Source organism: Thioclava sp. JE_KL1, from assembly GCF_009296265.1.
Classification (GTDB): Bacteria; Pseudomonadota; Alphaproteobacteria; order Rhodobacterales; family Rhodobacteraceae; genus Thioclava.
The window spans coordinates 62,755-86,972 of the sequence record NZ_WBJS01000009.1; the positions used below are offsets into that span (position 1 = coordinate 62,755).

The window sequence follows — 24,218 nt, forward strand, 5'->3', positions numbered from 1 at the left end:
GGCCGATCAGTCGCCTTCGGCCGGAATGCCAAGAAGTGTGATCGCAACCCCCAAAGCGGCGAGCGCCCAGAACGCGTAGCGTTTCGTGCCCTCGGTCTGCAGCGCGGCGAGCACCGCTTGCAGCGTGTAATAGCCCGCGAAGGCGCGCGACGCGTAGGAGATGATCTGGAACAGATCGGTCGTCCAAGTCAGCGCGATCCCGGCGCCGATCAACACCGGATAGGCCGCTTTTTGCGGGATTTTCCCGCGCGAGAATTCCGCGATCAGTCCGCCCGCGCCCCCGGTATCGGCCACGGCGGCGGAGAATTGCGCCGCCAGCGCTGCGGCCACCAGCATCGCGGGCAGGATCGGAGCGACGACGCGCATCATGTCGATGATCGCGGTCTCGGTCAGGTTATGGGCGTTGGGCGTGAAGATGTAAGCCAGCAGCGCGATATAGACCATGTAGATCGCGGTTGCGAGCATCTGCGCCCATTTCATCGCGGCGACCCGGGTGTCGGCATCGTAGCTCTTGCCCAGATAACGCGCGGTCTCGAACCCCTGCACGGTCACGATCAGGCCGAAGAGCAGCCGCAGCGAGTCCCACGGGCCCAGCGTCGGCGCATCGACCACCAGATCGCCGGCGACGGCCACCTTGCCGAAATAGACCGCGAGACCGAGGATCAACCCGGCGATGATCGCGAGCTTGAGCGCGACCGAGGCATATTCCATCTGCTCGAGCCGTTTGAACCCTCCGGAGAACCCGGCGATTGCCACGATCGCAAGCATGGTCGTCGTCACTGCGCGTGCTGCGAAATCCGTGTTCCACGGCGTGAGCGAGACCGCGAAGGCCCCGAACAGATTGAGGTAATAGGCGACCGAGATGACATAGGCGAAGGCGAGCGCCAGCTGCGCCACCTCTTCGATACGTTTGATCACGGCGGTGTCGGGCACCTCCTCGGCGCGGATGTTGGCGCGCACCGCCGCCCCGAAAAACCAGCCCAGAGCACACAAAGCCGCCATCGCGAGCGGGGCGAAGCTGCCGTAGCGGACCTCCAAAATCGGGCCCAGTACCAGAAAGCCGGAGCCAATGATCGAGGCCAGCGGGGTCACCATCGCGCGCCATTTCGGGCGGTCGCGCAGCTGAGGCAGGAACATCGCGGCAAGGACGATCAGGGCGAGAAGGAGAATGGCTGCGTCGAGTATCATGGCCTGTCTCAAATGGTCGGTTGGACGCAGCTAGCGCAGAAGGGGGAATTAAAAAGGGCCGCGTCAGACGCGGCCCTTCGCTGTGATCTATTCGGCGCAGTGATCAGAAGCCAGCCTTGATTTTCTCGAACTCGGCGAGCTGCTTCTCGCGCAGTTCCGGCGAGTTCGGCGTCTGGGCGAGGATCGGCGCGTTGATCTCGGTCAGGCCCGCCGTTTCCAGCTGCTCCGGCGGGATCAGCTTCATCGCTTCAGTGTTGGTGTGACCGTAGCCGATCTCGTCGACGAGAACCGGGCCCGCCTCGGGGCGCAGCCATGCGTTCATGAAATCGTAGAGCTTCTCTTCGGAGCCGGGGCCATCCTTGAGGTTCACGAAACCGCAGAACCAGGTCGACGAGCCCTCTTTCGCTTCGCGCTGGAAGGCGACCGGGTAGTTGTCGTCCTGCAGATAGGCGACGCCGTCATTCCACGACCACGCGACCAGCACCTCGCCCGAAGCCATCAGCTGGGCCTGCTGCGAGGGGTCAGTCCAGTAGCTTTGGACGTTCTTGTTGGCCTCGCGCAGCCAGTCGGCGGCGGCCTGGAACTGTTCGTCGGTGACATTGGTCCAGTCGGTCACGCCGGTCGCGAGATAGGCCAGCGCCCAGACGTCATCCGAGCTGTCGGGCAGCGAAGTGCGGCCTGCATATTTCGGGTTCACGAAGACATCGAGGCTCGCCACGTCTTCGGCCGGGACTTTGTCGGGGTTGTAGGCGATCGCGGTCGCGCCCCAGTCGGTCGGCAGATACCAGACGTTCTTGTCGTCATCGACGAAGATCTTCGAATTCAGATACTTGGGGTCGATATTCTTGAATTCCGGGATCTTCGAGACGTCCCAGGGTTCGATCAGCCCGGCATCCTTGTATTTCGAGATCATCTGCGAACAGGGATGCGCCGCGTCTGCTTTGAAGCCCGAAGCAAGTTTCTGATAGGCCTCGTCGTCATCGCCAAAGAAAGCGTAGGTCGGGCTGTCGCCGTATTTATCGATGTAAGGCTGGAAAAGGCCGGGGATTTCGAAACCGGCCCAATCGAAGATGGTCAGGTCCGGATCGGCGGCGCGGGCCGGGGCGCTCAGCGCGGCCACGGCAATCCCCGCCAGAAGGAGAGCAGAAGTCTTCATTGCATATTCCCTGTTTTGTGTTCGTTTTGTGAAAACGCTAGAGCGGCTTTTTCGCCCTCGCAAGAGGCATTTGCACGGCAGATAGGCAGGAGCCCTGCGGCAAAGTGTGGAAAAGCCTCGACGCGGAGGGGCGTTGCGGAAAATTTGGGCGCGACTGAACCGGATCGGGCGCGGCGCGTAGGGAAAGGGAGGCAAAGGAGACGAGCATGAATGACACCCCCGTCCTGTTATGGCTGCGGCGCGACTTTCGATTCCACGATCACGAGGCGATGGCGGCGGCTGCGAAGACCGGTGCGCCGGTGATCCCGGTTTTCATCCATGACGACCAGGTCGAAGCCTTGGGGGCGGCGGCGAAATGGCGGCTCGGGCTTGCCGTGGAGGCCTTCGCGGACAGCCTCGCGGAGAAAGGATCCCAGCTGATGCTGCGCAAAGGAGCGCCGCTGAAGGTCCTGCGCACCTTGATCGAGGAGACGGGGGCGGGCGCGGTCTATTGGTCGCGCCGCTATGACAAGCCGGGCCGCGACATCGATACGGAGGTGAAATCCACGCTTTCCGAGGAGGGGGTCGAGGCCAAAAGCTTCACCGGGCACCTCTTGTTCGAGCCGTGGACCGTCGAGACGAAAACGGGCGGACCCTACAAGGTCTACACGCCCTATTGGAACGCGGTGAAGGGCACGGATATCCCGCCGGAAGCTAAGACAGTGTCTGAACTACGTTCTCCAACTGCTTGGCCTGAAAGTGAAAAGCTGGACGACTGGAAGATGGGCGCGGCAATGCGGCGCGGCGCGGCCATCGTGGCGAAGCATGTGAATGTCGGCGAGCGTGCCGCACAGTCGCGTCTGTCGAATTTCCTGCGCGATCGCCTCTCGGACTACAAGACGCAGCGCGATGTGCCCGCTTCGGGCGGCACCTCGGGCCTGTCGGAAAACCTGACCTATGGCGAGATTTCCCCGCGCACGATCTGGCACGCCGGCTATCGCTACATGAGCGAGGGCAATCAAGGCGCCGAGACCTTCCTGAAGGAGCTCGTCTGGCGCGAATTCGCGTGGCATCTGTTCTTCCACTGGCCCGACATGGCAGAGCGCAACTGGCGCGAGGAGTGGAACGGCTTCGACTGGCGGCGCGACAATAACGACGCCGAGGCGTGGCGGCGCGGCATGACCGGGGAGCCCTTCGTCGATGCGGCGATGCGCGAAATGTATGTCACCGGCACGATGCATAACCGCGCGCGCATGATCGTGGCCTCCTATCTCAGCAAGCATCTGATGACTGATTGGCGGGTGGGCTTGCGCTGGTTCGAGGATTGCCTGATCGATTGGGACCCGGCGAGCAACGCGATGGGCTGGCAATGGGTGGCCGGGCCCGGGCCGGATGCGACGCCTTATTTCCGCGTGTTCAATCCCGAGACGCAGCTCGAAAAATTCGACAAGGACGGGCGTTACCGGAAGGATTTAATCGCCGAGGGTCAGGCCAGCCCGCCCGATACGGCGACGGATTATTTCGAAGCGGTCCCAGAGAGTTGGCAACTATCTCCGGATCAGGATTATCCCGAGCGGCTGATCGATCTGAAAGAGGGGCGCGCGCGCGCCTTGGCAGCGTATGAGCAGCACAAAGACTAGGCTGTCGCGCTAGTTCGCGGGCCTCAGATCAAGGCGTCGGATGTCGCCTTGATCCGGGTCTCGCGGCCCATGAAATCCAGCAGCAGCCAGACCCGTTTCTCGGCATCGACCTTTTCGACTGTGGCCACGAAATCCGCGAAGGGGCCGGTCGCCAGCGTGACCTCGTCGCCGGGCGCGTAATCCGGCAGTGGCTGCAGCTGATCTTGCATATCGCAACGCGCGCGCAGCGCCTTGATCATCGCATCGGGAACCGGTGTCGGGCGCCCCGCGAGCGCCACGAGCCGCGTGATCCCCTGCGTGCCGTTCACCGCGCCCAGACGCGCCGATTTCTCCTGTTCGCGCACAAAGAGATAGCCCGGAAAGAGCGGTGCGCTGCGGGTCACGAACTTGCCCGACTGGCGACGCGTCGTCTCGACCATCGGCAGGAAAATTTCGAACCGCTGCCGCTCCAGATTACGCCGGGCGATCGCGGCACTGTTGGGCTTGAACTGGGCCACATGCCACGCGCGGGCCGGGCTTTGATCGGTCATGAAAGGGCTTTCTGTTCAATCGAATTACGCCCGTATTGGCTGAGGGATCGGGCGCGGAAAGTCAATCAAGCAAGGCGAACCTGCGCGAAAACGTGCGCGCTTAGGTTGTCCTTTGTGAAGTTAACCTTGCGTTAGGGATACCTGTGCCAGGCTCGTGCCGGGCAGAAAATCTGCCCCTGATTTGGGGAGGATGCACATGATCACTCCGGTTCTTCTCGCGGGCGGATCGGGCACGCGGCTCTGGCCACTGTCCCGGCGCAGCTTTCCCAAGCAATTCGCAGAACTGACTGGCCCAAAGACGCTGTTTCAGGCCACGGCCGAACGGCTGTCAGGCGAGGGTTTCGCGCCCCCCGTGGTCCTGACGCAGTCCGATTTTCGCTTCATCGCGACCGAGCAGCTTGCCGATACCGGGATCGACCCGGGTGCGGTGATGCTCGAGCCGGAGGGGCGCAATACCGCGCCCGCCATACTCGCGGCCGCGCTTTGGGTAGCGCAAAAGGCAGGAGAGCAGGCGCTGATGCTGGTCGCTCCGTCGGATCATGTCATCGCCGATCCAGACGCGTTTCGGCACGCGATCGCGGCGGCGGAGCCCGCGGCGCGGGCAGGGCGGCTGGTGACTTTCGGCATCACACCCGACCGCGCGGAAACGGGGTATGGCTATCTCGAACCCGGTCGCGAGGCAGATGCGCAGGGCGTCGTGCCTTTGCTCCGGTTCATCGAGAAACCCGACATCGCGCAGGCCCGCGCGATGTATGAGAGCGGGGATTACCTGTGGAATGCCGGGGTGTTCCTGTTTTCGGCAGGCGCAATTCTCGCCGCAGCCCAAACTCATGCGCCGACGGTTCTCGCTCCGGTTGAAGTGGCCCTTGCCGCGGCGCGCACCGATCTTGGGTTTCTACGCCTCGATCCGGAGGCATGGAGCGACGCCCCCGACATCTCTATCGATTACGCGATCATGGAGCGGGCAGAGACTGTCTCCGCCATGCCGGTGCAGGCGCGCTGGTCCGATCTTGGCGACTGGGAAGCGGTGCGCCGTGCGAATCCGGGGACACGCCCGGATGGGATGACGCTCTCGGGGCCTGCGACGGCGATTGACTGTCGCGACAGCCTGCTGCGCTCCGAAGATCCGCGTATCGAGATTGTCGGGATCGGGCTTGAGGACGTAATCGCGGTGGCGATGCCCGATGCAGTGCTTGTCGCGCATCGCTCGCGGGCGCAGGATGTAAAGGCGGCGGTCAGCGCGCTCAAGGCGCGAAACGCCGCGCAAGCCACGGATTTTCCACGCGATCACAGGCCCTGGGGCTGGTTCGAACGCCTTGTGCTCAGTGATCGTTTTCAGGTGAAGCGGATCACGGTCAAGCCCGGCGCGGCGCTCAGCCTGCAAAGCCATCACCACCGGGCGGAGCATTGGATCGTCGTGCAAGGCACCGCGCTGGTGACACTGGGAACCGAGACCCGCCTCGTGACGGAAAACGAATCCGTCTACATCCCGATCGGCGAGACGCATCGGCTCGAAAACCCCGGGAAGCTGCCGATGGTGCTGATCGAGGTGCAGACCGGCGCCTATCTGGGCGAGGATGACATCATCCGCTACGAAGACGTCTACATGCGTTTGGCCGGCGAATAACGGCCAACTCGGCGGTGTGCCGCCACCACTCCGTGCAAATCTGCGACAGCTCCTTAAGAAAGCGTGAATTCGCGTTTCGGAGGAGTACGACTCTCTGCTAGGTCTCCAATTGATTGTGACCGAGCCGGATTTCTACACATATGTTGGTGCGCCCCTACCGCTCTCGTTTTCTCTTCCTCGCGATGGCGAGCAGTGCGCTTGCAGGGTTCGGGTTTGGTCCCGCCTGCGCGCAGTCGGCCGACCGCGCGTGGGGCTATAACAGCTATGGCATCCCCGGTCTGATCGACATGCCCGTCGCCGGTAGCCGCGAGGATGCGGAACTGGGCTTCAACGTCTTCACCTTCGCAGGACAAACCCGCGTCTCGGCCGCGTTCCAGATCACACCGCGCCTGTCGGCAGGCTTCCGATATTCGACGATCAAGAACTACATGGGCGGCGATACGCTCTACGACCGCAGCTTCTCGATCCAGTATCGTTTCCTCGACGAGGGCCGCCTTCGGCCCGCGATGGCCATTGGCATCAACGACATGACTGGCACCGGTGTCTATTCCGGCGAATACGTCGTGGCGACCAAGTCGGTCACGCCGAAACTGCGCGCGACGGCGGGGATCGGCTGGGGGCGGCTCGGGTCGAACGGCGGGTTCGACAACCCGCTGGGCGTGCTGGGCGATCACTTCAAGACACGCGGCGAACGCACTGGGGCGCAGGGCGGGACTTTCCAGCCGCAGCAATGGTTTACCGGGGATGCGGCGCTGTTTGCGGGCGTCGAATGGCAGGCGAGCGATCGGCTGCGTCTGATGGCGGAATATTCCTCCGACGCCTATACCCGCGAGGACGGCCCGACCTTCGATCGCAAATCTCCGATCAATATCGCCGCGCAATACAAGCTCAGCGACAACGCCTCGATCACGGCGGGTTATCTCTACGGCACCGATCTGAGCGTGCAGTTGAGCTATGCGCTGAACCCCAAACACAACGCCCATCCGAGCGGGCTCAATGACGCGCCGCCGCCGGTCGTGCCGCGGGCCGGCGTCGAGGCGGCGCAAAGCTGGACGAACGATCCGGCCTATCTCGCGGCGAAGCTCCGCCCGGGCTTGGCGCAGCAAGGCCTCGTGCTGGAAGGCGCGAAGCTCAGCGGCTCCACCCTCGCGATCCAGATCCGTAACGATCGCTACAACGCGCCGCCCGAGGCGATCGGCCGCGCCGCCCGCGTGCTGAGCGCGCAGGCCCCGGCGAGCGTCGACCGCTTCGCGATCACCCTGTCGGAAAACTCGCAGCCCGTCTCAACCACGACGATCCGCCGTGACGATCTCGAGGCCTATGAATTTCACCCGGTCGGCGGCGAGCTGATGCGGGCCCATGCGCAGATCGATGGGGCGCCCGCTCACCTTCCGGTTGCGCCCGGGACCTATCCCCGCTTTTCGTGGAATGTCGGGCCGTATCTGCGCCCGGGCCTGTTCGATCCCGACGATCCGATGCGCGCCGATCTGGGTGTCAGCGTCAATGCGCAATACGAGATCGCACCGGGCCTGCTGCTGTCCGGGCGCGTGAACCAGAAGGTGATCGGCAATCTCAATCAGGCGAACCGGCCCTCGGATTCGGTGCTGCCGCATGTGCGCTCGGATGCGTGGCTCTATTACAAGAATTCCGGCCCCACGGTTCCCGAACTGACGGGGGCCTATTTCTTCCGTCCCGGTCGCGATCTCTTCGGGCGTGTGACTGCGGGCTATCTGGAGCCGATGTTCGCGGGCGTCTCGACCGAGCTGCTCTGGGCGCCCGAGCACAGCCGTCTCGCGCTCGGGGCTGAGCTCAACCGGGTGCGCCAGCGCGGCTATGACCAGCGTTTCGATCTGCGCGATTACGAGGTCACGACGGGCCATCTGTCGGCCTATTACCAGTTCACCGACCAGTTCTATACGCAGCTCGATGTGGGCCGGTATCTCGCGGGCGACTGGGGGGCGACGCTGAGCTTCTCGCGCGTTTTCGACAATGGCTGGAAGGTCGGCGTCTATGCGACGAAGACCGATGTGTCCTCGGCAGATTTCGGCGAGGGCTCCTTCGACAAGGGCTTCATGATCACGATCCCGCTGCACTGGGCGACGGGTCAAACGACGAAGCAACGTTATTCGACCGTGATTCAGCCGATCGTGCGCGATGGCGGGGCGCGGCTGGGTGTGTCCAACCGGCTTTACGGGATGGTGCGCGAGGATCAGCCCGCCTCCTTTGACGGCAATTGGGAGCGGTTCTGGCGATGAGATCACTCGTTTACGGTGCGGCGCTGCTGGCGCTGGGGGGCTGTGCGCAGCTCGAAAATCTGAGCAATACCGTGACGCTCTCGGGCAGCCGTTCCGCGGGGCAGGGCGCGACTGCGCCGACTGCTACAGCTCAAGGCGAGGGCGTCGGCGTGAAGGTTGTGACGCAGACCGCTCCCGCGCGCGGGCTCGAAGTGGTCATCCCGTCGCGCGATGCGAATGCGGTCCTGTCTCTGGCTGGGCGTAACGGCACGGTCGAGACCTGGCGCACGGATGACGACATCACGGTGTCCGTGGATCGTGGCGTGGTGGTTGCAACCAGAGGTTTAGGCGATGATCTGATGGCCGCGGATTCCGGACCGACGCTCGCCGCCCTTCGCGGGACGAAGATCGGCGCCTATCGCCGGACCTACCGCTTCCTCACGGCGGAGAACCATTCCGATTATGTCCTGCTTGGCTGCGAAATGACGACAGCCGGAAACGAAACCCTCGCGGGGCAGAATTTGCTGCGTCACGAAGAAAAATGCAGCAATCCGAAAATGACCGTCACCAATATTTATTGGACCGATGAAAAGGGACGGATCCAAGCCGGGCGGCAATGGGTTTCCCCAACTGTCGGGCAGATCGCGATTGGTGTGCTCAACTAAGCCGGTTGAACCGTTCGGGATTAATTAACCCTATGGTTCACCAAAAGATTAATATAAGATTATCACGTCTTACCTATCCCAACCTAATCGGAGGTTTCGATGACGAAGTTCTTTACCGGTGCCATTGCAGTGGCAGCTACTCTCGCTGGCGCCCTTCCGGGTGCGGCCCAGGATCTGCAAGCGCCGGCCAATCTCAGCCATGACGCGCTCGTCGCTTGGGCAAAAGCCAATAACGTTTGTGAAACGGCCGTTTCCGATGCCGTTTACAACGCGGACGGGAACGTCGCTGTGACTTGCACGCCCAAGGCGACGAAGAGCACTCTTAGCGGCGCCACCCCGGTCGCAGCGGTGATCATTGGTGTCGGCCTTGCAGCAGCTGCGATGGGCAGCGGCGGCGGTACCAGTGGTACCAACGGGACCAACGGCACGAACTGATCCGTTCGAGCCGAGAATAAGAAGGGCCCCGCATCTGCGGGGCCTTTTTGATTCGGGCTAAACCTAAGTCAGGCCAGAGAAACTGTCCAAATGGACAGCGGCTCCAGCAACTTTATTTCATGCCGATTCGCGCATCCTGTGATATGACATATTTGTGACGGGTATGAGGTGAATGGGGATTCACGCGATGCTTACGGGACTCGCAATTTTTCCTCTAGCGGCTCTGGTGTGGATGATGCTCTGCGAGAGTGTCGCACCGATGCAGGACGAAGCGCCGTATCGCGAGGTGGCTAGGTAGGGACCGCTTGGGCCGGCTACGGCCCCGGCGAGGTGGTGACGAGCGCCGATCCGCGCAGGATAGGTAAGACTCATTGCGCCAATCAGCGCTCGGCGCCACCTGAAAAGATACACGCAGACACGCTGCGCCACTTTGAGGCCCGAGTCGATAAGGGCCTATTTGCGTTAGATTTTTACCCGTTCACGGCGGGAAGTGGCCATCGCGCGACGCAATTTGCTGCCAAGCGCGACGCGGCGGTAGATCAGCATGTAGCAGACGAAGACCACGCCCACGCCTGCACCGAGGGCTGCGGGTGAGGTCGCGCTGAGCACAGTGATGGAACATGCGATCAAGCTGAGCGACCAGAGCACAACCGAGGTGATCGGATTGCGCATCTCCGGGCGTCCGAGCGACTCGGCGATTCGTTTCGCGCGGCTGCGATAGACGAGGCTGTGGAGATGCAGGCGGTCCGCAGCCCCAGGATGCGTGCCGTCCCGCTTCATGCGACGCCGGATCGAGACCACGGTTTCGATCCACGGATAGGCGAGTGCGAGTACGGCGATCAGCGGGGAAATCTCATGATTTCGGGCGGGAAGGACAATACCGATCACCGCCAGCACGAACCCCGTCGCATAGGCCCCGGCATCGCCGTAAAACAGCTTGCCGGAGGGGAAATTCATCACAAAGAATCCAGCAATCGAGCCGATCATCAGCAGACAAATCGCGAGGATCGGTCCGTCATTGGTCTGCCCGGCGATTACCGCGAAGGCCGAGAAAACAATGATCGCGGAGCCGGAAGCGAGCCCGTTCACGCCATCGATGATGTTGAGCGAATTGGCGATCCCGCCGATCGCGATGGCGCTGAGCGCGATGCCGAAGGCCGGGTAGTGGAGCAGCACGTAGTCGAGGCCGGGAATATCCGAGCGATGAATATGATAGCCGGATACGAGGCAGAAGATCAGCCCGGCGCACACGGTGGCGATCAGGCGCCACTTGGCGGAGACTTTCTTGGTGATGTCCTCGATCGCGCCGGAGCCGAAGGCGGGAATGGCGCAAAGACAGATCGTCCACCAGAGCGCCTGCGTCTGCGCATCGAGCGTCAGACCCGCAGCCAACGCGCCTGCGAGGAGCGCAAAGCCCCCGATGCGTGGAGTTGGAGCTGCGTGGATTTTCTGGACACCATGATCGCCGTCGAGCGTGAGTTTGCCGTGAAAGCTCTTGGTCGCAACGATCAGGACCGCCATTAACAGCGACGCAACAAAAGCTGTCACAACATACTCAAGACCAATCATACACTGCCCCCCGGCAATAAAAATCATTATCGCGGCGGCAAATCTTAATATTTTGCTAACGCGATAGAGTGAAAAATAATGAAAATCGTACGAATACCGTCGATAGAGAGATACTTAACTTTGTTCCCGGGGGTCAACGTCCTTTCACACGCCTTAGGCGAGTATTCGCGACAACGCCTCATCACCTCTACGTGAGGTCCGGGGTGACGTGGCGTCGCCTGAACGGTGTCACGAACGCGATGAAATCAATCCGGTTTCACGCTGTGCGCTGCTCGCCACAAGGTTGAACGGTTTGGCGGGCGATTCATGCCGAAGTATGAATGGGCGGTTGAAAACAGCGACAGCTTCTCTATTCAGAGGCGCTAGATGAAGCCCGTCTCAGGTCCCTTGGCCGAGGAATGGGTGACAGGCATAGGTAACGAGGCTCAGGAGGGCACGATGGGGGCAATGACGAGGATTTTCGCGGCGCTTTGCGCGTTGCTCTTTTTGGCCTCCTGCGACACCTCGACCACAAATTTCCCGGTCAACACCCGCAATGTCAGTTCCGTCGAGGATCCGGCGGCGGGCGATGTCGCGATCGTTCGGCTCAGCCTCGCCAATGTGGCCACCTTCGGCGCACCGTCCGATCTGAGCGGCGGACGCACGACGCTGCCCTCGAGCGACTACTGGAACTACCGGATCGGGCCGGGCGACCTGCTTGATATCGTGGTTTATGAGCATCCCGAGCTGACCTCGCCCGCGGGCTCGACCCGGACGCCCGCCGAGGGTGGTCTGCGCGTCAATTCGGACGGCACCTTCTACTATCCCTATGTCGGCAATGTGCGCGCCGCGGGCCGCACGCCGGAGCAGGTGCGCGCCGATCTCTCGCGCCAGCTGAAGGAATTCATTCCCTCGCCGCAGGTATCGGTGCGCGTCGTGGGCTACAACTCGCAGACCGTCTCCGTCACCGGCGAGGTGGGCAAGCCTGCTCGGATCCCGCTGACCTCCAAGTCGCTTACGCTGCTTGATGCGATCAACGAGGCGGGCGGCCTGAATGAGACGGCCGATGCGCGCCAAGTGCTCGTTCGTCGTGGCGGGCGGAGCTACGCGGTCGATCTGCAAGCCTTCCTCAACCAGGGCATCGCCTCGAACAACCCCGTGCTGCGCAATGGCGATGTCGTCTCGGTGCAGCGCGCGACGAAGCTCGAAGCCTATCTCCTGGGGCAGTTGGTGAAACCCGGCCCGATCGACTTGACCAAGGATGACGTGAGCCTCACCGAAGCCGTCACCTCTGTCGGCGGGCTGAACACCAATCAGGCCGATGCGCGCGGGGTTTTCGTGTTCCGCGACAGCCCGAGCGGAGTGATCGTGTTCCAGCTCGATACGTCGAGCGCGGCGGCCTACGTGGTCGGCACGAAATTCTTCCTGCATCCGCAGGACGTCGTCTATGTCACGACCGCACCGGTCGCGAAATGGAACCGCGTCGTCTCCAACATTCTTCCGACGCTGAGCACGGCGCGCGCGGCCTCCGCGCTCGCGAACTGATCCATGGCGAAAGTCGGATCCATCCTCGTCGTCTGCGTCGGCAATATTTGCCGCTCCCCGGTGGGCGAACGGCTTCTGGCCGCGGCCCTGCCGGACTGCAAGGTCAGCTCGGCGGGCATCGGCGCGGTTGTTGGCGCGAACGCGGACAAGACCATGAGCGAAGTCGCGGCGGAACACGGGCTGAGCCTCGACGGTCATGTCGCGCGCCAGTTCACCGCCGAGATCGGCGCCGAGCACGAATTGATCCTCGTGATGGAGGCGGGCCACAAGCGCGAGATCTCTCGCCGCGCGCCGCAACTGGGCGGGCGGGTGATGCTGTTCGATCAGTGGATGGGGGGCAAGGGGATCGCCGACCCGTACCGGGAACCGATCGACGCCCATCGCAAGGCCTTCACCGAGATTTCCGCGGCGAGCGAGGCATGGGTCTCGCGGCTCGCACCGAAACGGTGATCCGCGTCACGGCGGCATAGGCGCGGTTTTGAATAAGCATTTGAGAGTTTGAACGGGACAGATGAAGCAAATTTCCGAAATGACGCAGAAACACGCCGCGCAGCCTGAAGTCGAGGATGACGAGATCGACCTGATGGCGCTGGCCGGCGCGCTTCTGGCGGGCTGGAAATGGATCGCGCTGGCTTTCGTCATCGCCGTGAGCCTCGGTGCCTTTGTCGCGCTGCGCAAACCGGTGATATACCAGGCCACCGGGCTTCTGCAGCTCGAGCAATCGCAAAACGCGCTGGCCGCGCTGCCGACCTCGATGCAGGATATTCTCGGCAGCGACGGTGGCGGCAAATCGGAGGCGGAAACCCAGATCGCGATCATGTCCTCGCGGCTCGTTCTGGGGGAGGCGGCCAACAAGCTCAATTTGCAGAATTTCGTGATCCCGCGGCGCTTGCCGGTGATCGGACTGCTGCCGACCAATCTGCATTTGCCGGATCCGGGACTGCTCGATCAGTATCAATGGGGGAATGAGAGCCTTCAGATCGGGCGCATGAAGGTGCCGGAGCAATGGCTGGGCGAGATGATCGACCTGCGCGTCACCGGTGCGGATAGCTACGAAGTGACTCTGCCGGACGGAACCGATCTCGCTGGCACGGTGGGTCATGAGATCACGGCGCGTGATGGCGATTTCACCTTGGCCGTGGCGTCGATGGATGCCCCGGCCGGGCGGGAATTCTACGTCGGGCGGCAATCGCTCAACGCTGCGATCAAGACGATGAAGGCGAATTTCTCGGTCTCCGAAAGCCCGCGCGGCTCGAACATCCTTCAGACCTCGTATCAGGACTCCGATCGCCAGCGGGCCGAAGCGATCCTGAATGCGATCGCGACCTCCTTCGTGGAGCAGAATATCGAGCGCAATTCGGCCTCCGCCGAGAACAGCCTCGATTTTATCGAGAAGCAGCTTCCCGACGCCCGCCAGAACGTGTCCGACGCGGAGCAGGCGCTGAATGCCTATCGTCAGAAGCAAAAATCGGTCGACGTCAAATACGAGACGCAGGCCCTGCTGGAACGCGTCACCAAGATCGAAGGCGAACTCTCCGCGCTTGATCTGAAAGAGGCGGAGCTGAAGAACCAGTACACGGTCAATCACCCGGCCTATCAGGCGCTGCTGCAGAACCGCAAAGAGCTGCAGGCGCAGCTGGATCAGGCGAAGAAGGCGACCCAAGGTTTGCCGGAGACGCAGAAGGACATCTTCAACCTGCAGCGCAATCTCGAAGTGGCGCAGCAGGTCTACACCCAGCTGCTGAACCGTTCGCAGGAACTGAAGGTCGTGCGCGCCTCGACGGTGGGCTCGGTCCGCGTGATCGACAAAGCCTATGCGAGCACCCTCCCGGTCGCGCCGCGCAAATCGCGGATCGTGGCCCTCGCGGCGATCCTCGGCCTGATCATCGGCGCGGCCATCGTGCTGGTCCGTCGCGCGCTGCGCCGGGGGATCAAGGGCGCCGAAGAGATCGAGGCGCTCGGCCTCCCGGTCTTCGCAACCGTGCCTTTCGCACAGGAAGCCGCCGATCTGCGCAACCGCAAGGGCGATCTGCCGATCTTCGCGCTCGAACATCCCGAGGCGGTCGCGACCGAGGCGCTGCGTTCCTTGCGGACCTCGCTGCATTTCGGGCTGCTGGATGCGCAGACCAATTCGATTCAGATCACCTCCGCCGCGCCTGGCGTCGGCAAGACCTTCATGTCGATCAACCTCGCCGTGGTCGCGGCGCAGGCGGGGCAGCGGGTCTGCGTGATCGATGCGGATATGCGCAAAGGTTACCTCGCGCGCTTCCTGCATCTGCCGAAAACGGCTGAAGGCCTGTCCGACTATCTCGGCCATGAAAAATCGCTGGCCGAGGTGATGCGCGACGGGCCGGTCGAGGGGCTGAAGGTTATCACTTCGGGCCGTTACCCGCCGAACCCGTCGGAACTGCTGATGCGGGCCGAGTTCGGGACCATGCTGCGCCAACTCGACAGCGAATTCGATCTGATCATCGTCGACGCGCCGCCCGCGCTGGCCGTGACCGATCCGGTGGTGATCGGGCGCTCGGTCGGGGCGAGTATCGCGGTTGCGCGCCATCTCGAGACGATGCAGGGCGCGGTGCGCGCGGTGCAGGCTAGCTTCGAGGCGGCGGGCACCTCAATCACCGGTGCGGTCCTCAACGGCTTCAAGGCCGAGGCGAGTGAGCGCTATGGCGGCCATTACCAATATCATTATAACTACCGCTACAGCTACAAATCCGACGACTGAGCGGGGGCGTCCCGTTCGTGACTCGGACGGGAGGCGCGAATGCTGCGAAAACTGCTGGGCCGGGCGAAAATCTCGAAGCTCGGGATCACCACGCCCGAGCCGCGTCCGGACCGTCACGGCATCGCCATCGCCACGATCGTGCGCAACGAGGCGCGGTTCATCGGCGAATGGGCGCGGTTTCACCATGCTGCGGGCGTGCGGCATTTCGTGATCTACGACGATGCCAGCACGGATGAGACCCGCGCGGTGCTGCAAGGCGCGCTACCGCCCGAGGCGCTCACGATCATTCCCTGGGCGCAGCGGCTCAGCGATATCCGGCTGGGGCGCGAAATCCACAATCAGGTGCTCGCCTATGCCCACGCGGCTGGGAATTTTGGGAGTGACGTGCGCTGGATGGCTTTCATCGACGTGGACGAATTCCTGATCCCCACGGCGGGCGATGATCTGAACGCCGCACTTGCGCCTCTGGGCGATATCCCGAATGTCTCGCTGCCGTGGCACATGTTCGGCTTCTCCGGCCATGAGACGACGCCCGAGGGCGGGATGCTCGCCAATTTCACCACCCGTGCGCGCGATCCGATGGGCGACGCGCCGGGGCTGCGGGCGTTCAAGATGCTCGTCGATCCGTGCCGCCTGACGGCGCTGCGCGTTCATTCGATGGAGACCGAGGGCGGGCAGGCGACGTGGAACGACGCGGGGATGAAGTCCGGCATGAGCGCGCGCGACAAGCCGGAGTTCTACTCCACCGCCGCCGTGCAGCTGAACCACTATTACACGCGCTCGAAAGCCGATCTGGAGGCCAAGATCGCGCGCGGGCCGAACCTTGTGGCCAAGCGCGAGGCTTATCGGCGCAAGGTGATGCGCACCGTGAACAGCGTCGAGGCCGACACGGTCGAGGATACGCGCGCCCGCGATCTGGCCGCGCGCCTTGGGATCACCGGTTAAGGATCCTTGCGCCAGTTCTCCTCGACCCATTTCGTGGGCCAGAGGAAGTGGCGCAGGTGGCGCAGCATCGATCCGTCACGGTCGCCGCGCAGGCCCGCCTTCACATGCTCCATCGGCGCCATATGGGTTGAGCGGCTGTTCCAGCGCCCCTCGATCGCGTCGATCGGGTTCAACCCGCCGGGGAAGATCACGACTTTCGCATCCTTCGGCAGTTTCGGCGGCGCGAAGAAGTTGATCGGGAATTGCCGGATGCAATGCCACTTGAAGGTCGCAACCCAGCCCTTCGGCCAGAACTTCACGCCACCCGGCGTGCGCCGTGTCACGAAGCGCTGCTCGAACACGTATTTCTCCGCCGTGCCCTGCGGATCGGCGAGGAATTCCTCGCGCAGCGGCGCCAGCTTGCCGATCGGGAAACGGTAGAGCGAGGTCTGGCCCAGCCGTTCGAACGGGGTGTTCGGGTTGCGGGTCAGGATCACGTCGTCGGGGTCGCCATATTCGAACATCGCATCGAGATTGCCGGTCACGACCACGTCGAGGTCGAGAAACAGCACCGGCCCGGACAGCCCGCCCAGATCGGAGCGCCACAGCCGGGACTTGCCCCAGATGCCCTGACGCACATTGGGCATGTCGCAATCGAGCTCGGGCAGCGGCATCGCGGTGATGCCGGGATCGAGTCCTTCGAACGTGTCGGTGAAGCAGTAGAAATCGAAGGGCGGCGTCACATGGCGCGCGACCATTCCGTAGAGGCGGTTGACGTAATCGACGCCGTATTTCTCGCCCCAGCGGATACAGATGATCTGTTTCTTCATGCGACACCTTTTTGAGTTACGCGCCCTCAATAGCCCCAGCGGGCGGGGCCGTGCAATCGCGGATCGGAGCGGTCAGCGGAAGAAGCGCGGCCGCAGATGGGCGTTGAGCTTTTTCGCCAAGCGCTTGAGCGGATGCATCTTCTTGCCGCGCGTGCGCCCGATATCCTGCAAATCGGCCGCATCGAGCCCATAGGCGGGCAGGCGGGCCGCAAGGTCGTCGGCGCTGTCATTGTCGAGATCGAATTCCACGTATTGATCCGGCTTGTCGGCCATATAGGCGCGCACATCGGCCAGATGCGCATCCCATTCCGCGCGCCATTGATCCTTGAGCACCTCGAGATCGGTCAGCCCCCGCGCCGCCAGTTCGCGCTTGGCAAACTCACCATGGCCATGCTTGAGACGCGACGCGATCCAGCCTTCGCGGTCGCGGAAGTTCAGAAGCAGGATCGTGTCGGGATAATCGCGCAGGATTTCGCGGAAGGCGGTGGCACCTTCCCAGGTCACGGTGCCGTCGCTGTAGATCAGGTCGCAATAGAAGGTGAAATCCTCGGCGCTGGCAAAGACCTTTCGCCCGGCGGCGAGGTTCTCGCGCATCACCCGGCCGATGCGGCGCGGCACGGGGCGGCCTTCGCGGATCTTGTGGTGAACGGTGGGGTGGTCTGCTGCGCGAAACAGCTCGGCCAGCGAGCGCGTGCCGCATTTGTTGAACCCGATTGCGACGACGCGCGGCAGGGAGTGCGGTTGCGCGGAAGCGGCGCGATCTTGCATGGCGACCTCGGAGCGGGTGAGACAGGAGCGGCGAAAACGTAACCTCTCCTATCCCATCTTGGGCGGATCGTTTCAATCGCGCTTTGTGCGTCTGGCGACCCGCCGCAAACCGGTTACATCCGCAGCCGGAAGTAGCTCATCTCGATATTGCCTTCCATCCCGGTATCGCAATGACCGAAGCGCGAGTTCGAGGTGCCGTCGATCTTGCCGCCGGAGACGATCGCGACACCTTCGATCCCCTCGGCCTGTGCCGAGAAGCTCACATCCTTCACCGCGAGGATCTGGCCGCCGAAGAAGGAGATTTTCGCTGCCGAGGAGACACCGCCCATGGTGATCAGCTTCGCGCCGCCGTCAGGGGCGCAATTGTCATCGCGCCCAATGCGCAGCCCCTGCGGAGCCGAGAAGCTGCGATCATCGGTCGAGGTGTTCGCGAAGATCGCGTTTTCGAGTGCAACGCCATTGCCGAATTTCACCGGGCAATCCGCGATTACAGCGACTTCCGAGATCACGGCGGGATCGGTCGTCACGGTGTCGTCGACTTTATTCGGGACCGAGATCGTCACGCTCGAATTACAGTTGAGCACATAAAGATTGCCGGGTTCGAAGTCGGTGGTGTCGAGCTTGGTGCCGGTCAGCACGGTCGGGCTCTTGTTGGTGATGTAGGCGGGCAGATAGCCGGTGCCGTCCCGCATCGACTCGATGATCTTGGGAATGCGATCGATGACGCGCAGCTTGTAGAACGAGGTGCGCAGCGCTTCTTGCAGCCCGTCATTCTGCTTGAACCCCGAGGCGGGGATGTCGAGCTTGCTGGTGTCGGGCATCGACACGATCGCGCCGCTCTCGAAGAGGTTGTTCTGATTGAGCGAAACATATTGCGCCGCATAGAGGCAGAAGCCCGAAGCGAAGCTGTTGCCCGATTGCAGGTCGATCACGCCTTTCGCGGCCAAACCTTCGGTGAGGCAGGCGGGCTGATAGGCTTCGGCCACGGCGCCGGTGTTGATTTGCCAACCGTCCTGACCGATCACCTTGCCGAAGAAGGTGGGTGCGGCGTTCGCGCGCTCGGTCGTGCGATGGGCCATCACGCGGACGGCCGGGCTCAGATCGAGGTCTTCGGCGTAATCCGTGACGAAGCGGTGATTGGTCGCGTCGTAATAACCGAAGGTCACGTCGTCTTTGGTGATCACCGAAGTCCCGTCATCGGAGGCGAGGTTGGAGTGGGCCAGCTGGGCCGCACGGGTCTTCGCCTCGTCTTTGGTGATCAGCGGGTCAGAGGAGAGATACATCGCACCGAGCGCCGCTGCATCGGCCGCGTCCTGCATCACCACCCGATTGCGATAGCCGTTCGAGACGTCGAGCGCGAGACTGCCGACAGCGAGGAACAGGATCGTCCAGAACAGCGAAAGCTGGGTGATCACGCCATCTTCTTCAGCGGTAAAATCGGTAATCGTTACGCGGTTCATGTCAGGACTCCATGTAGCGGTAGTCGTGGACCGTGAGGTCCATGTTGAGAACTCTGGTGAAAAGACCTGTGGCGACGAGTTCGGACATCGGGATCGTCACGCGGGTCTCGATGATCCCGTCGGTGACTTGCGTGTCGACCGTGTAGGTGGTCTCGTCATAGGGGAGCAGGGCGCGCAGGCGCGCCATCGTGTCCTCGTCATTCTCGAACCGCCCGACCGAGTAGGCGCGATCTACATCCTGCACGATACCGAGGATCCGCGATTGGGCGTTGAAGATGAGGGAAACGTCGACGGTCGCGGCGAGCATCCCGATAAACAACGGCAGCCAGAGCAATGCTTCGATCGTTGTGGCGCCGTCTTCGGCGGAGAAGAAACTCTTTAAACGCTTCAAGACAGGACGCCCCATGGTTGAAAACGGTTGATTAACTATCTCCAGTTGCAAAAAGCGAAACTACCGCGGCGTAAATATGGCGAAATTGCGAAAATGGGGCAGAAATTGATCGGAATCGACACATTTGGGCGCGCGATGCTTAGGGCTGCGGTCTTTGCAGCGCGACGTTGCGCCGGTCCCCGCCGCCGCCTACAACGCCCCCAGACCACAGCTTAATTCGGAGCCCGCCCATGACGCCCGCCGCGCGCTATGCCGCCGCCATCGATATTCTCGACCGCATCCAAACGGGCGAGGTGGCGGAGCGTGCGCTGACCAACTGGGCGCGCGGCCACAGGTTCGCGGGCTCCAAGGACCGCGCGGCGATCCGCGATCACGTCTTCGATGTGTTGCGCTGCAAGGCGAGTGCCGCGCTTGCCGGGGGCGGGGCGCAGGGACGCGCCTTGGTCGCCGGGCTGCTCCGTTTGCAGGGCACCGATCCCGCAACGGTCTTCAGAGGCGAGGGCTTTGCGCCTGATCCTCTCTCCGACGAGGAGCGCGCGGCCCTGTCCGAGCCTTTGCCCGAGGCTATTGCGCAACTGGACTGGCCCGATTGGCTGCGCGACCAGCTTGCCGCCGATCTCGAGCCCGACTTCAACGCCATTTCCGAGGCGATGCGCGCCCGGGCGCCGGTCTTCTTGCGCGTCAATCTTGCGAAAACAGATCGCGCCAAGGCGATCGCGGCGCTCGCCAAGGACGGGATCGAGGCGTTCCCGCATCCGCTCGCAGAGACCGCGCTGGAGCTTGGCGAAGGTGCGCGACGCATTCAGCAGGCTGAGGCTTACACGAACGGTCTGGTGGAGTTGCAGGATGCGGCGTCGCAAGCGGCCATCGCCTCTGTCCCGATCGCGGCGGGTCAGCGCGTGCTCGACTATTGCGCGGGTGGCGGGGGCAAGGCGCTGGCGCTGGCCGCAGCCTGTCCCGAGGCGCAGATCACCGCGCATGACATTGATGCGGGGCGGATGCGTGACTTGCCCACCCGCGCGAAACGCGCCGGGACGAAAGTGGCCATGCGCGCGCCGGGCGATCCGGGGACGGGCTATGACCTCGTCTTGGTCGATGCGCCCTGTTCGGGCTCGGGAACCTGGCGCCGCACGCCGGATGCGAAATGGCGTCTGAGCGCTGCGCGACTGGCCGAACTCGTGGCCCTGCAGAGCGAAATTCTCGACGCCGCCCGCGACCTCGTCGCCCCCGGCGGACGTCTGGTCTACATGACGTGCTCGCTTCTCTCGGTCGAGAATGGCGCGCAGATCGCCGATTTCGTGACGCGTCACGGCTGCGAGCTCGTGTCGCAGCGGCAATTCACGCCGCTCTCCGGTGGCGACGGGTTTTTCGTCGCCCAGCTCCAGCTCTGATTTTTCTGCCACTTTTGTCGCCCGGTTCACGGCTCCGTGATTGACTCAATCGTCAGTTGAAAGTCTAGTCGCGTTAATTGGGTTTTAATTATTTTACCGCGCTATGGGGCCGATCTGTCAGGCAGGGAGGCGAGCGTGGGGCGGAACGAATTGATGCTGCAGCCACTCTCGAAGACGATGGCGGCGCTGGCGCCGGGTGCGGTCTATTTGCTGCTTGCAGCGGGAATCGCGGCGGCGATTGCCTTCGTGATGCCCGATGAGGTGGTGACCTGGGCGATGTTCTCTGTCGCGGGGACGCTCGTGATCACGGCCGCTTGGCTGCGACTGGCCTTGGCGCAGGACCGCAGGCGGCGCGCGCGGCAGCAGGAAACGCTCGCGAATTTCATCGCCCATGACGCAGCCCCCAGCTTCACCACCGACCCCGAGGGCGAGATCGGCTATCAGAACCGGGCTGCCGTGGACCGTTTCGGCTCGCGCGGCGGGCAGGGGCTGGCGCGAACCTTGGCGGAGCTTTTCGCCGATCCCGGCGCGGTGCTGCGACGCCTGCAAAGCAAGGCGGAGGCGACGGGGGCCGCGCGCGAGGATCTCGTGACCCGGCGGGGCCATCTGCGGCTCTCTGTTCACCGTATCGGCTCGGGCGATTTTCTCTGGCGGCTCGAAGATATGGCCGAACGGGCGATTGGCGGGCGCGGCGCGGAAACGATCAGCTTGCCAATGCTCACCGTCTCCAATGGCGGCACGATCCTGTTCATGAACGAGGCGTTGCGGCGGCTCGTGGGGGAGCGGGTGCGCTCCCTCGACCGTATTTTCACCGATCTGCCGCTGCGCTCGGGCGAAGAGCACGAGATCAAGGGAGAGGACGGCCCCGTCACCGCGGTCGTGGCCCAGCTTGAAGGCGTGGGCGGCCGATCCGAGGTTTATCTGCTGCCGATCGGTGGGCCGCGCTCTGCCGAAGAAGGCGCGAACTTCGAGGCGCTGCCCGTCGCTATGCTGCGCCTGTCGGCCCATGGTCGGGTGCGCGCGGCCAATCGTGCCGCGCGTGGCCTCCTTGGTGGGATCGAGCCACAGACCCGCCTTGCCGACCTCCTCGAAGGGCTCGGGCGTCCGGTCTCGGACTGGGTGAACGACGCGCTCGCAGGCCGCGCCGATGGCCGTCCCGAGGTGCTGCGCGCCCGGCGCGGCGACAAGGAGGTCTTTCTTCAGGTCACACTCTCGCGGATCGTGGAAAACGGGCGTGCGGGGCTGCTCGCCGTCCTGTCCGACGCGACGCAGCTCAAGACGCTCGAGGCGCAATTCGTGCAAAGCCAGAAAATGCAGGCGATCGGTCAGCTTGCGGGCGGCGTTGCGCATGATTTCAATAACCTGCTCACCGCGATTTCGGGCCATTGCGACCTGCTGATGCTGCGCCACGACAAGGGCGATGGCGACTATGCCGATCTCGATCAAATCAGCCAGAATGCCAATCGCGCCGCCGCGCTAGTGGGGCAATTGCTTGCCTTCTCGCGCAAGCAGACGCTGAAGCCGGAGATTCTCGATCTGCACGACACGCTGTCCGATCTGACCCATCTGCTCAACCGGCTGGTTGGCGAAAAGGTCGTCCTGAGCGTCAAGCATGAAAGCGATCCCGGACGGGTGCGCGCGGACAAGCGGCAACTCGAACAGGTCATCATGAACCTCGTGGTGAACGCGCGCGACGCGATGCCCGGCGGGGGCGAGATTCGGATCGAGACCGACGCGGTGCACCTTGCCGAAAACCGCACGCGCGACCGCGTGGCAGTGCCGAAGGGCGACTATGTCGCGATCAAGGTCACCGATACCGGCACCGGTATCGCGGCCGATAAATTAAGCAAGATTTTCGAGCCCTTCTTCACCACCAAACGCACCGGCGAGGGTACAGGGCTCGGTCTTTCGACCGCCTATGGCATCGTGAAGCAAACCGGCGGTTATATCTTTTGCGATTCCGTCATCGGGACAGGAACGAGTTTCACGATCCTTTTGCCCGCCTATGCCGCCACCGAAGAGGCGGACGTGTCGAGTGCCGAAAACGCAACGGCGGAGGCGCGAACTGCCCCGCATGGCCCCACGACGCCTTCCGTCATGCCCAAAGCGGAAGTCGCGCCGTGCGCGACAAAGGCGACCCCCGTGATTGCCGGCGAGGCGACCGTGCTTCTGGTCGAGGATGAGCCCCCGGTGCGCGCCTTCGCCGCGCGCGCGCGCTCAAGCTGTGCGGCTACACCGTGCTGGAAGCCGAGAGCGCGGAAGAGGCGCTGGAACTGCTCGAAGATGCGGATTTGCAGGTCGATATCTTCGTCACCGACGTGATCATGCCCGGCCTCGACGGGTCAAGCTGGGTCAGCCGCGCGCTCGAGGCGCGGCCGGGCACGCGCACGGTCTTCATGTCGGGCTATGCAGAGGAAGTGTTCCAAAACGGAACGTCCCCCGTACCGGATTCGATTTTCCTGCCGAAACCTTTCTCGCTGAGCGAGTTGACCGCAACGGTGCAGGACTTGCTCTCACGATAAGGCGCGGGTGACCCGATCATAAAGCGCAAGATCGTCCTGCATCGCGACCCGCAGTGCAGCCTCGGTCTCGGGGGCGAGCCCGGTCTCGACCGCCGGGGGGACGTTAACGCGGGGCAGGGTGATGGCGAAGCCGAGCTCATCTTCGAGAAAATGCACGAAATCCTCGATCCGCTCATACGGAAAAATCCGGTCCACCAGCGGCGTGCCTTCATCATCACAGAGAAATGCGGCCTGACTGGGCACATCGCTGAACCCTGCGCGCGGGTCCTCGATGTAGTCGCGCGCGAACTGTTCGAAAGAATAGCCGGCAGAAATGTCGCTTTCCTCGATCAAATCGCGCAGTCGAAAACGATAGAGCGACCGCAACCAGTCGAGCGGCTCACGCATCAGCGCGACCGTGGTGAAGCTGGCCTCGGTCTTCGACGACAGCAACGGCGCAAGATGATCCTGGAAATCGCGGGCCGAGGCGTGTTTGAGAACAGCCGGACGGGTCAGTGCGACGTCGGCCAAAGACTCCAGCGCAGTCTCGACCGCAGAGGAACCTGCCTTCGGCGTGGCGAGGAAGACGAGTTTTTGTTTCCAGAAAATCAGCATCTTGGCGGGTCAGCTCCTAACTGCGCCGGTGATAATCATTCGGCCCACGCGGGTAAACCGTTT

19 protein-coding genes and 1 pseudogene are annotated in these 24,218 nt (G+C 63.1%); 11 read left to right on the forward strand and 9 right to left on the reverse strand.

Going from position 1 to position 24,218, the window contains the following annotated elements:
• Nucleotides 1–6: 6 nt before the first annotated feature.
• Nucleotides 7–1,188, reverse strand: coding sequence for a hypothetical protein (locus F8R15_RS16880; protein WP_152845368.1), 1,182 nt, complete (start codon nt 1,186–1,188; stop codon nt 7–9).
• A 103-nt stretch (nt 1,189–1,291) separates the two neighbouring features.
• On the reverse strand, nt 1,292–2,344 hold the full coding sequence (locus F8R15_RS16885; protein ID WP_152845369.1) for a PotD/PotF family extracellular solute-binding protein: 1,053 nt from the start codon (nt 2,342–2,344) through the stop codon (nt 1,292–1,294).
• A 206-nt stretch (nt 2,345–2,550) separates the two neighbouring features.
• Between F8R15_RS16885 and F8R15_RS16890 the strand changes: the two genes are divergently transcribed.
• Nucleotides 2,551–3,963, forward strand: coding sequence for a deoxyribodipyrimidine photo-lyase (locus F8R15_RS16890; RefSeq protein WP_152845370.1), 1,413 nt, complete (start codon nt 2,551–2,553; stop codon nt 3,961–3,963).
• Between the two features lie 23 nt (nt 3,964–3,986).
• Here the strand turns inward: F8R15_RS16890 and F8R15_RS16895 are convergent, their stop codons facing one another.
• A complete protein-coding gene (locus F8R15_RS16895; protein ID WP_152845371.1) occupies nt 3,987–4,493 on the reverse strand; it encodes a transcription termination/antitermination protein NusG in 507 nt (168 codons plus the stop codon).
• A 196-nt stretch (nt 4,494–4,689) separates the two neighbouring features.
• Between F8R15_RS16895 and F8R15_RS16900 the strand changes: the two genes are divergently transcribed.
• The 4 genes from F8R15_RS16900 (at nt 4,690) to F8R15_RS16915 (ending at nt 9,454) form a co-directional block, all read left to right on the forward strand.
• The gene (locus tag F8R15_RS16900; RefSeq protein ID WP_152845372.1) at nt 4,690–6,120 is read left to right on the forward strand and encodes a mannose-1-phosphate guanylyltransferase/mannose-6-phosphate isomerase; all 1,431 of its coding nucleotides are present in this window, start codon (nt 4,690–4,692) and stop codon (nt 6,118–6,120) included.
• A 140-nt stretch (nt 6,121–6,260) separates the two neighbouring features.
• Nucleotides 6,261–8,375 carry a YjbH domain-containing protein gene (locus tag F8R15_RS16905; RefSeq protein WP_152845373.1) on the forward strand — a complete coding sequence of 705 codons (2,115 nt, stop codon included), beginning with the start codon at nt 6,261–6,263 and terminating at the stop codon, nt 8,373–8,375.
• On the forward strand, nt 8,372–9,019 hold the full coding sequence (locus F8R15_RS16910; RefSeq protein WP_152845374.1) for a YjbF family lipoprotein: 648 nt from the start codon (nt 8,372–8,374) through the stop codon (nt 9,017–9,019). Before F8R15_RS16905 ends, F8R15_RS16910 begins: the two co-directional genes overlap by 4 nt.
• A gap of 99 nt (nt 9,020–9,118) precedes the next feature.
• Nucleotides 9,119–9,454, forward strand: a complete 336-nt coding sequence (locus F8R15_RS16915) for a hypothetical protein (protein WP_078523295.1) — start codon at nt 9,119–9,121, stop codon at nt 9,452–9,454.
• 462 nt (nt 9,455–9,916) lie between these two features.
• On the opposite strand, the gene F8R15_RS16920 is transcribed toward F8R15_RS16915, so the two are convergent.
• Nucleotides 9,917–10,975, reverse strand: coding sequence for a glycosyltransferase (locus F8R15_RS16920; protein ID WP_246832754.1), 1,059 nt, complete (start codon nt 10,973–10,975; stop codon nt 9,917–9,919).
• 414 nt (nt 10,976–11,389) lie between these two features.
• On the opposite strand from F8R15_RS16920, the gene F8R15_RS16925 reads away from it, so the two are divergent.
• From F8R15_RS16925 to F8R15_RS16940, 4 genes are all read left to right on the forward strand, one after another.
• Nucleotides 11,390–12,547 carry a polysaccharide biosynthesis/export family protein gene (locus tag F8R15_RS16925; protein ID WP_253732709.1) on the forward strand — a complete coding sequence of 386 codons (1,158 nt, stop codon included), beginning with the start codon at nt 11,390–11,392 and terminating at the stop codon, nt 12,545–12,547.
• A gap of 3 nt (nt 12,548–12,550) precedes the next feature.
• Nucleotides 12,551–12,997: a low molecular weight phosphotyrosine protein phosphatase gene (locus tag F8R15_RS16930; protein ID WP_152845375.1), complete on the forward strand. Its 447-nt coding sequence runs from the start codon at nt 12,551–12,553 to the stop codon at nt 12,995–12,997.
• A 61-nt stretch (nt 12,998–13,058) separates the two neighbouring features.
• Nucleotides 13,059–15,275, forward strand: a complete 2,217-nt coding sequence (locus tag F8R15_RS16935; RefSeq protein ID WP_253732711.1) for a polysaccharide biosynthesis tyrosine autokinase — start codon at nt 13,059–13,061, stop codon at nt 15,273–15,275.
• A gap of 39 nt (nt 15,276–15,314) precedes the next feature.
• The gene (locus tag F8R15_RS16940) at nt 15,315–16,220 is read left to right on the forward strand and encodes a glycosyltransferase family 92 protein (RefSeq protein ID WP_152845376.1); all 906 of its coding nucleotides are present in this window, start codon (nt 15,315–15,317) and stop codon (nt 16,218–16,220) included.
• Here the strand turns inward: F8R15_RS16940 and F8R15_RS16945 are convergent.
• The 4 genes from F8R15_RS16945 to F8R15_RS16960 all read right to left on the reverse strand — a co-directional run bounded on the left by F8R15_RS16945 (nt 16,217) and on the right by F8R15_RS16960 (nt 19,648).
• Nucleotides 16,217–17,029 (reverse strand): glycosyl transferase, encoded by an 813-nt coding sequence (locus F8R15_RS16945; protein ID WP_152845377.1) that lies wholly within the window; start codon nt 17,027–17,029, stop codon nt 16,217–16,219. The two genes, F8R15_RS16940 and F8R15_RS16945, sit on opposite strands and share 4 nt — an antisense overlap.
• A 72-nt stretch (nt 17,030–17,101) precedes the next feature.
• Nucleotides 17,102–17,797: a sulfotransferase gene (locus F8R15_RS16950; protein WP_152845378.1), complete on the reverse strand. Its 696-nt coding sequence runs from the start codon at nt 17,795–17,797 to the stop codon at nt 17,102–17,104.
• Nucleotides 17,798–17,910: 113 nt separating this feature from the next.
• A complete protein-coding gene (locus F8R15_RS16955) occupies nt 17,911–19,257 on the reverse strand; it encodes a pilus assembly protein TadG-related protein (RefSeq protein ID WP_152845379.1) in 1,347 nt (448 codons plus the stop codon).
• Nucleotide 19,258: 1 nt separating this feature from the next.
• On the reverse strand, nt 19,259–19,648 hold the full coding sequence (locus F8R15_RS16960) for a TadE/TadG family type IV pilus assembly protein (protein WP_165756979.1): 390 nt from the start codon (nt 19,646–19,648) through the stop codon (nt 19,259–19,261).
• 230 nt (nt 19,649–19,878) lie between these two features.
• Between F8R15_RS16960 and F8R15_RS16965 the strand changes: the two genes are divergently transcribed.
• Nucleotides 19,879–21,039 (forward strand): RsmB/NOP family class I SAM-dependent RNA methyltransferase, encoded by a 1,161-nt coding sequence (locus tag F8R15_RS16965; protein WP_152845380.1) that lies wholly within the window; start codon nt 19,879–19,881, stop codon nt 21,037–21,039.
• Between the two features lie 153 nt (nt 21,040–21,192).
• A pseudogene (locus tag F8R15_RS16970) lies at nt 21,193–23,561 on the forward strand (ATP-binding protein).
• Here the strand turns inward: F8R15_RS16970 and F8R15_RS16975 are convergent.
• The gene (locus F8R15_RS16975) at nt 23,553–24,155 is read right to left on the reverse strand and encodes a hypothetical protein (RefSeq protein ID WP_152845381.1); all 603 of its coding nucleotides are present in this window, start codon (nt 24,153–24,155) and stop codon (nt 23,553–23,555) included. The pseudogene F8R15_RS16970 and the gene F8R15_RS16975 sit on opposite strands and share 9 nt — an antisense overlap.
• Nucleotides 24,156–24,218: the final 63 nt, after the last annotated feature.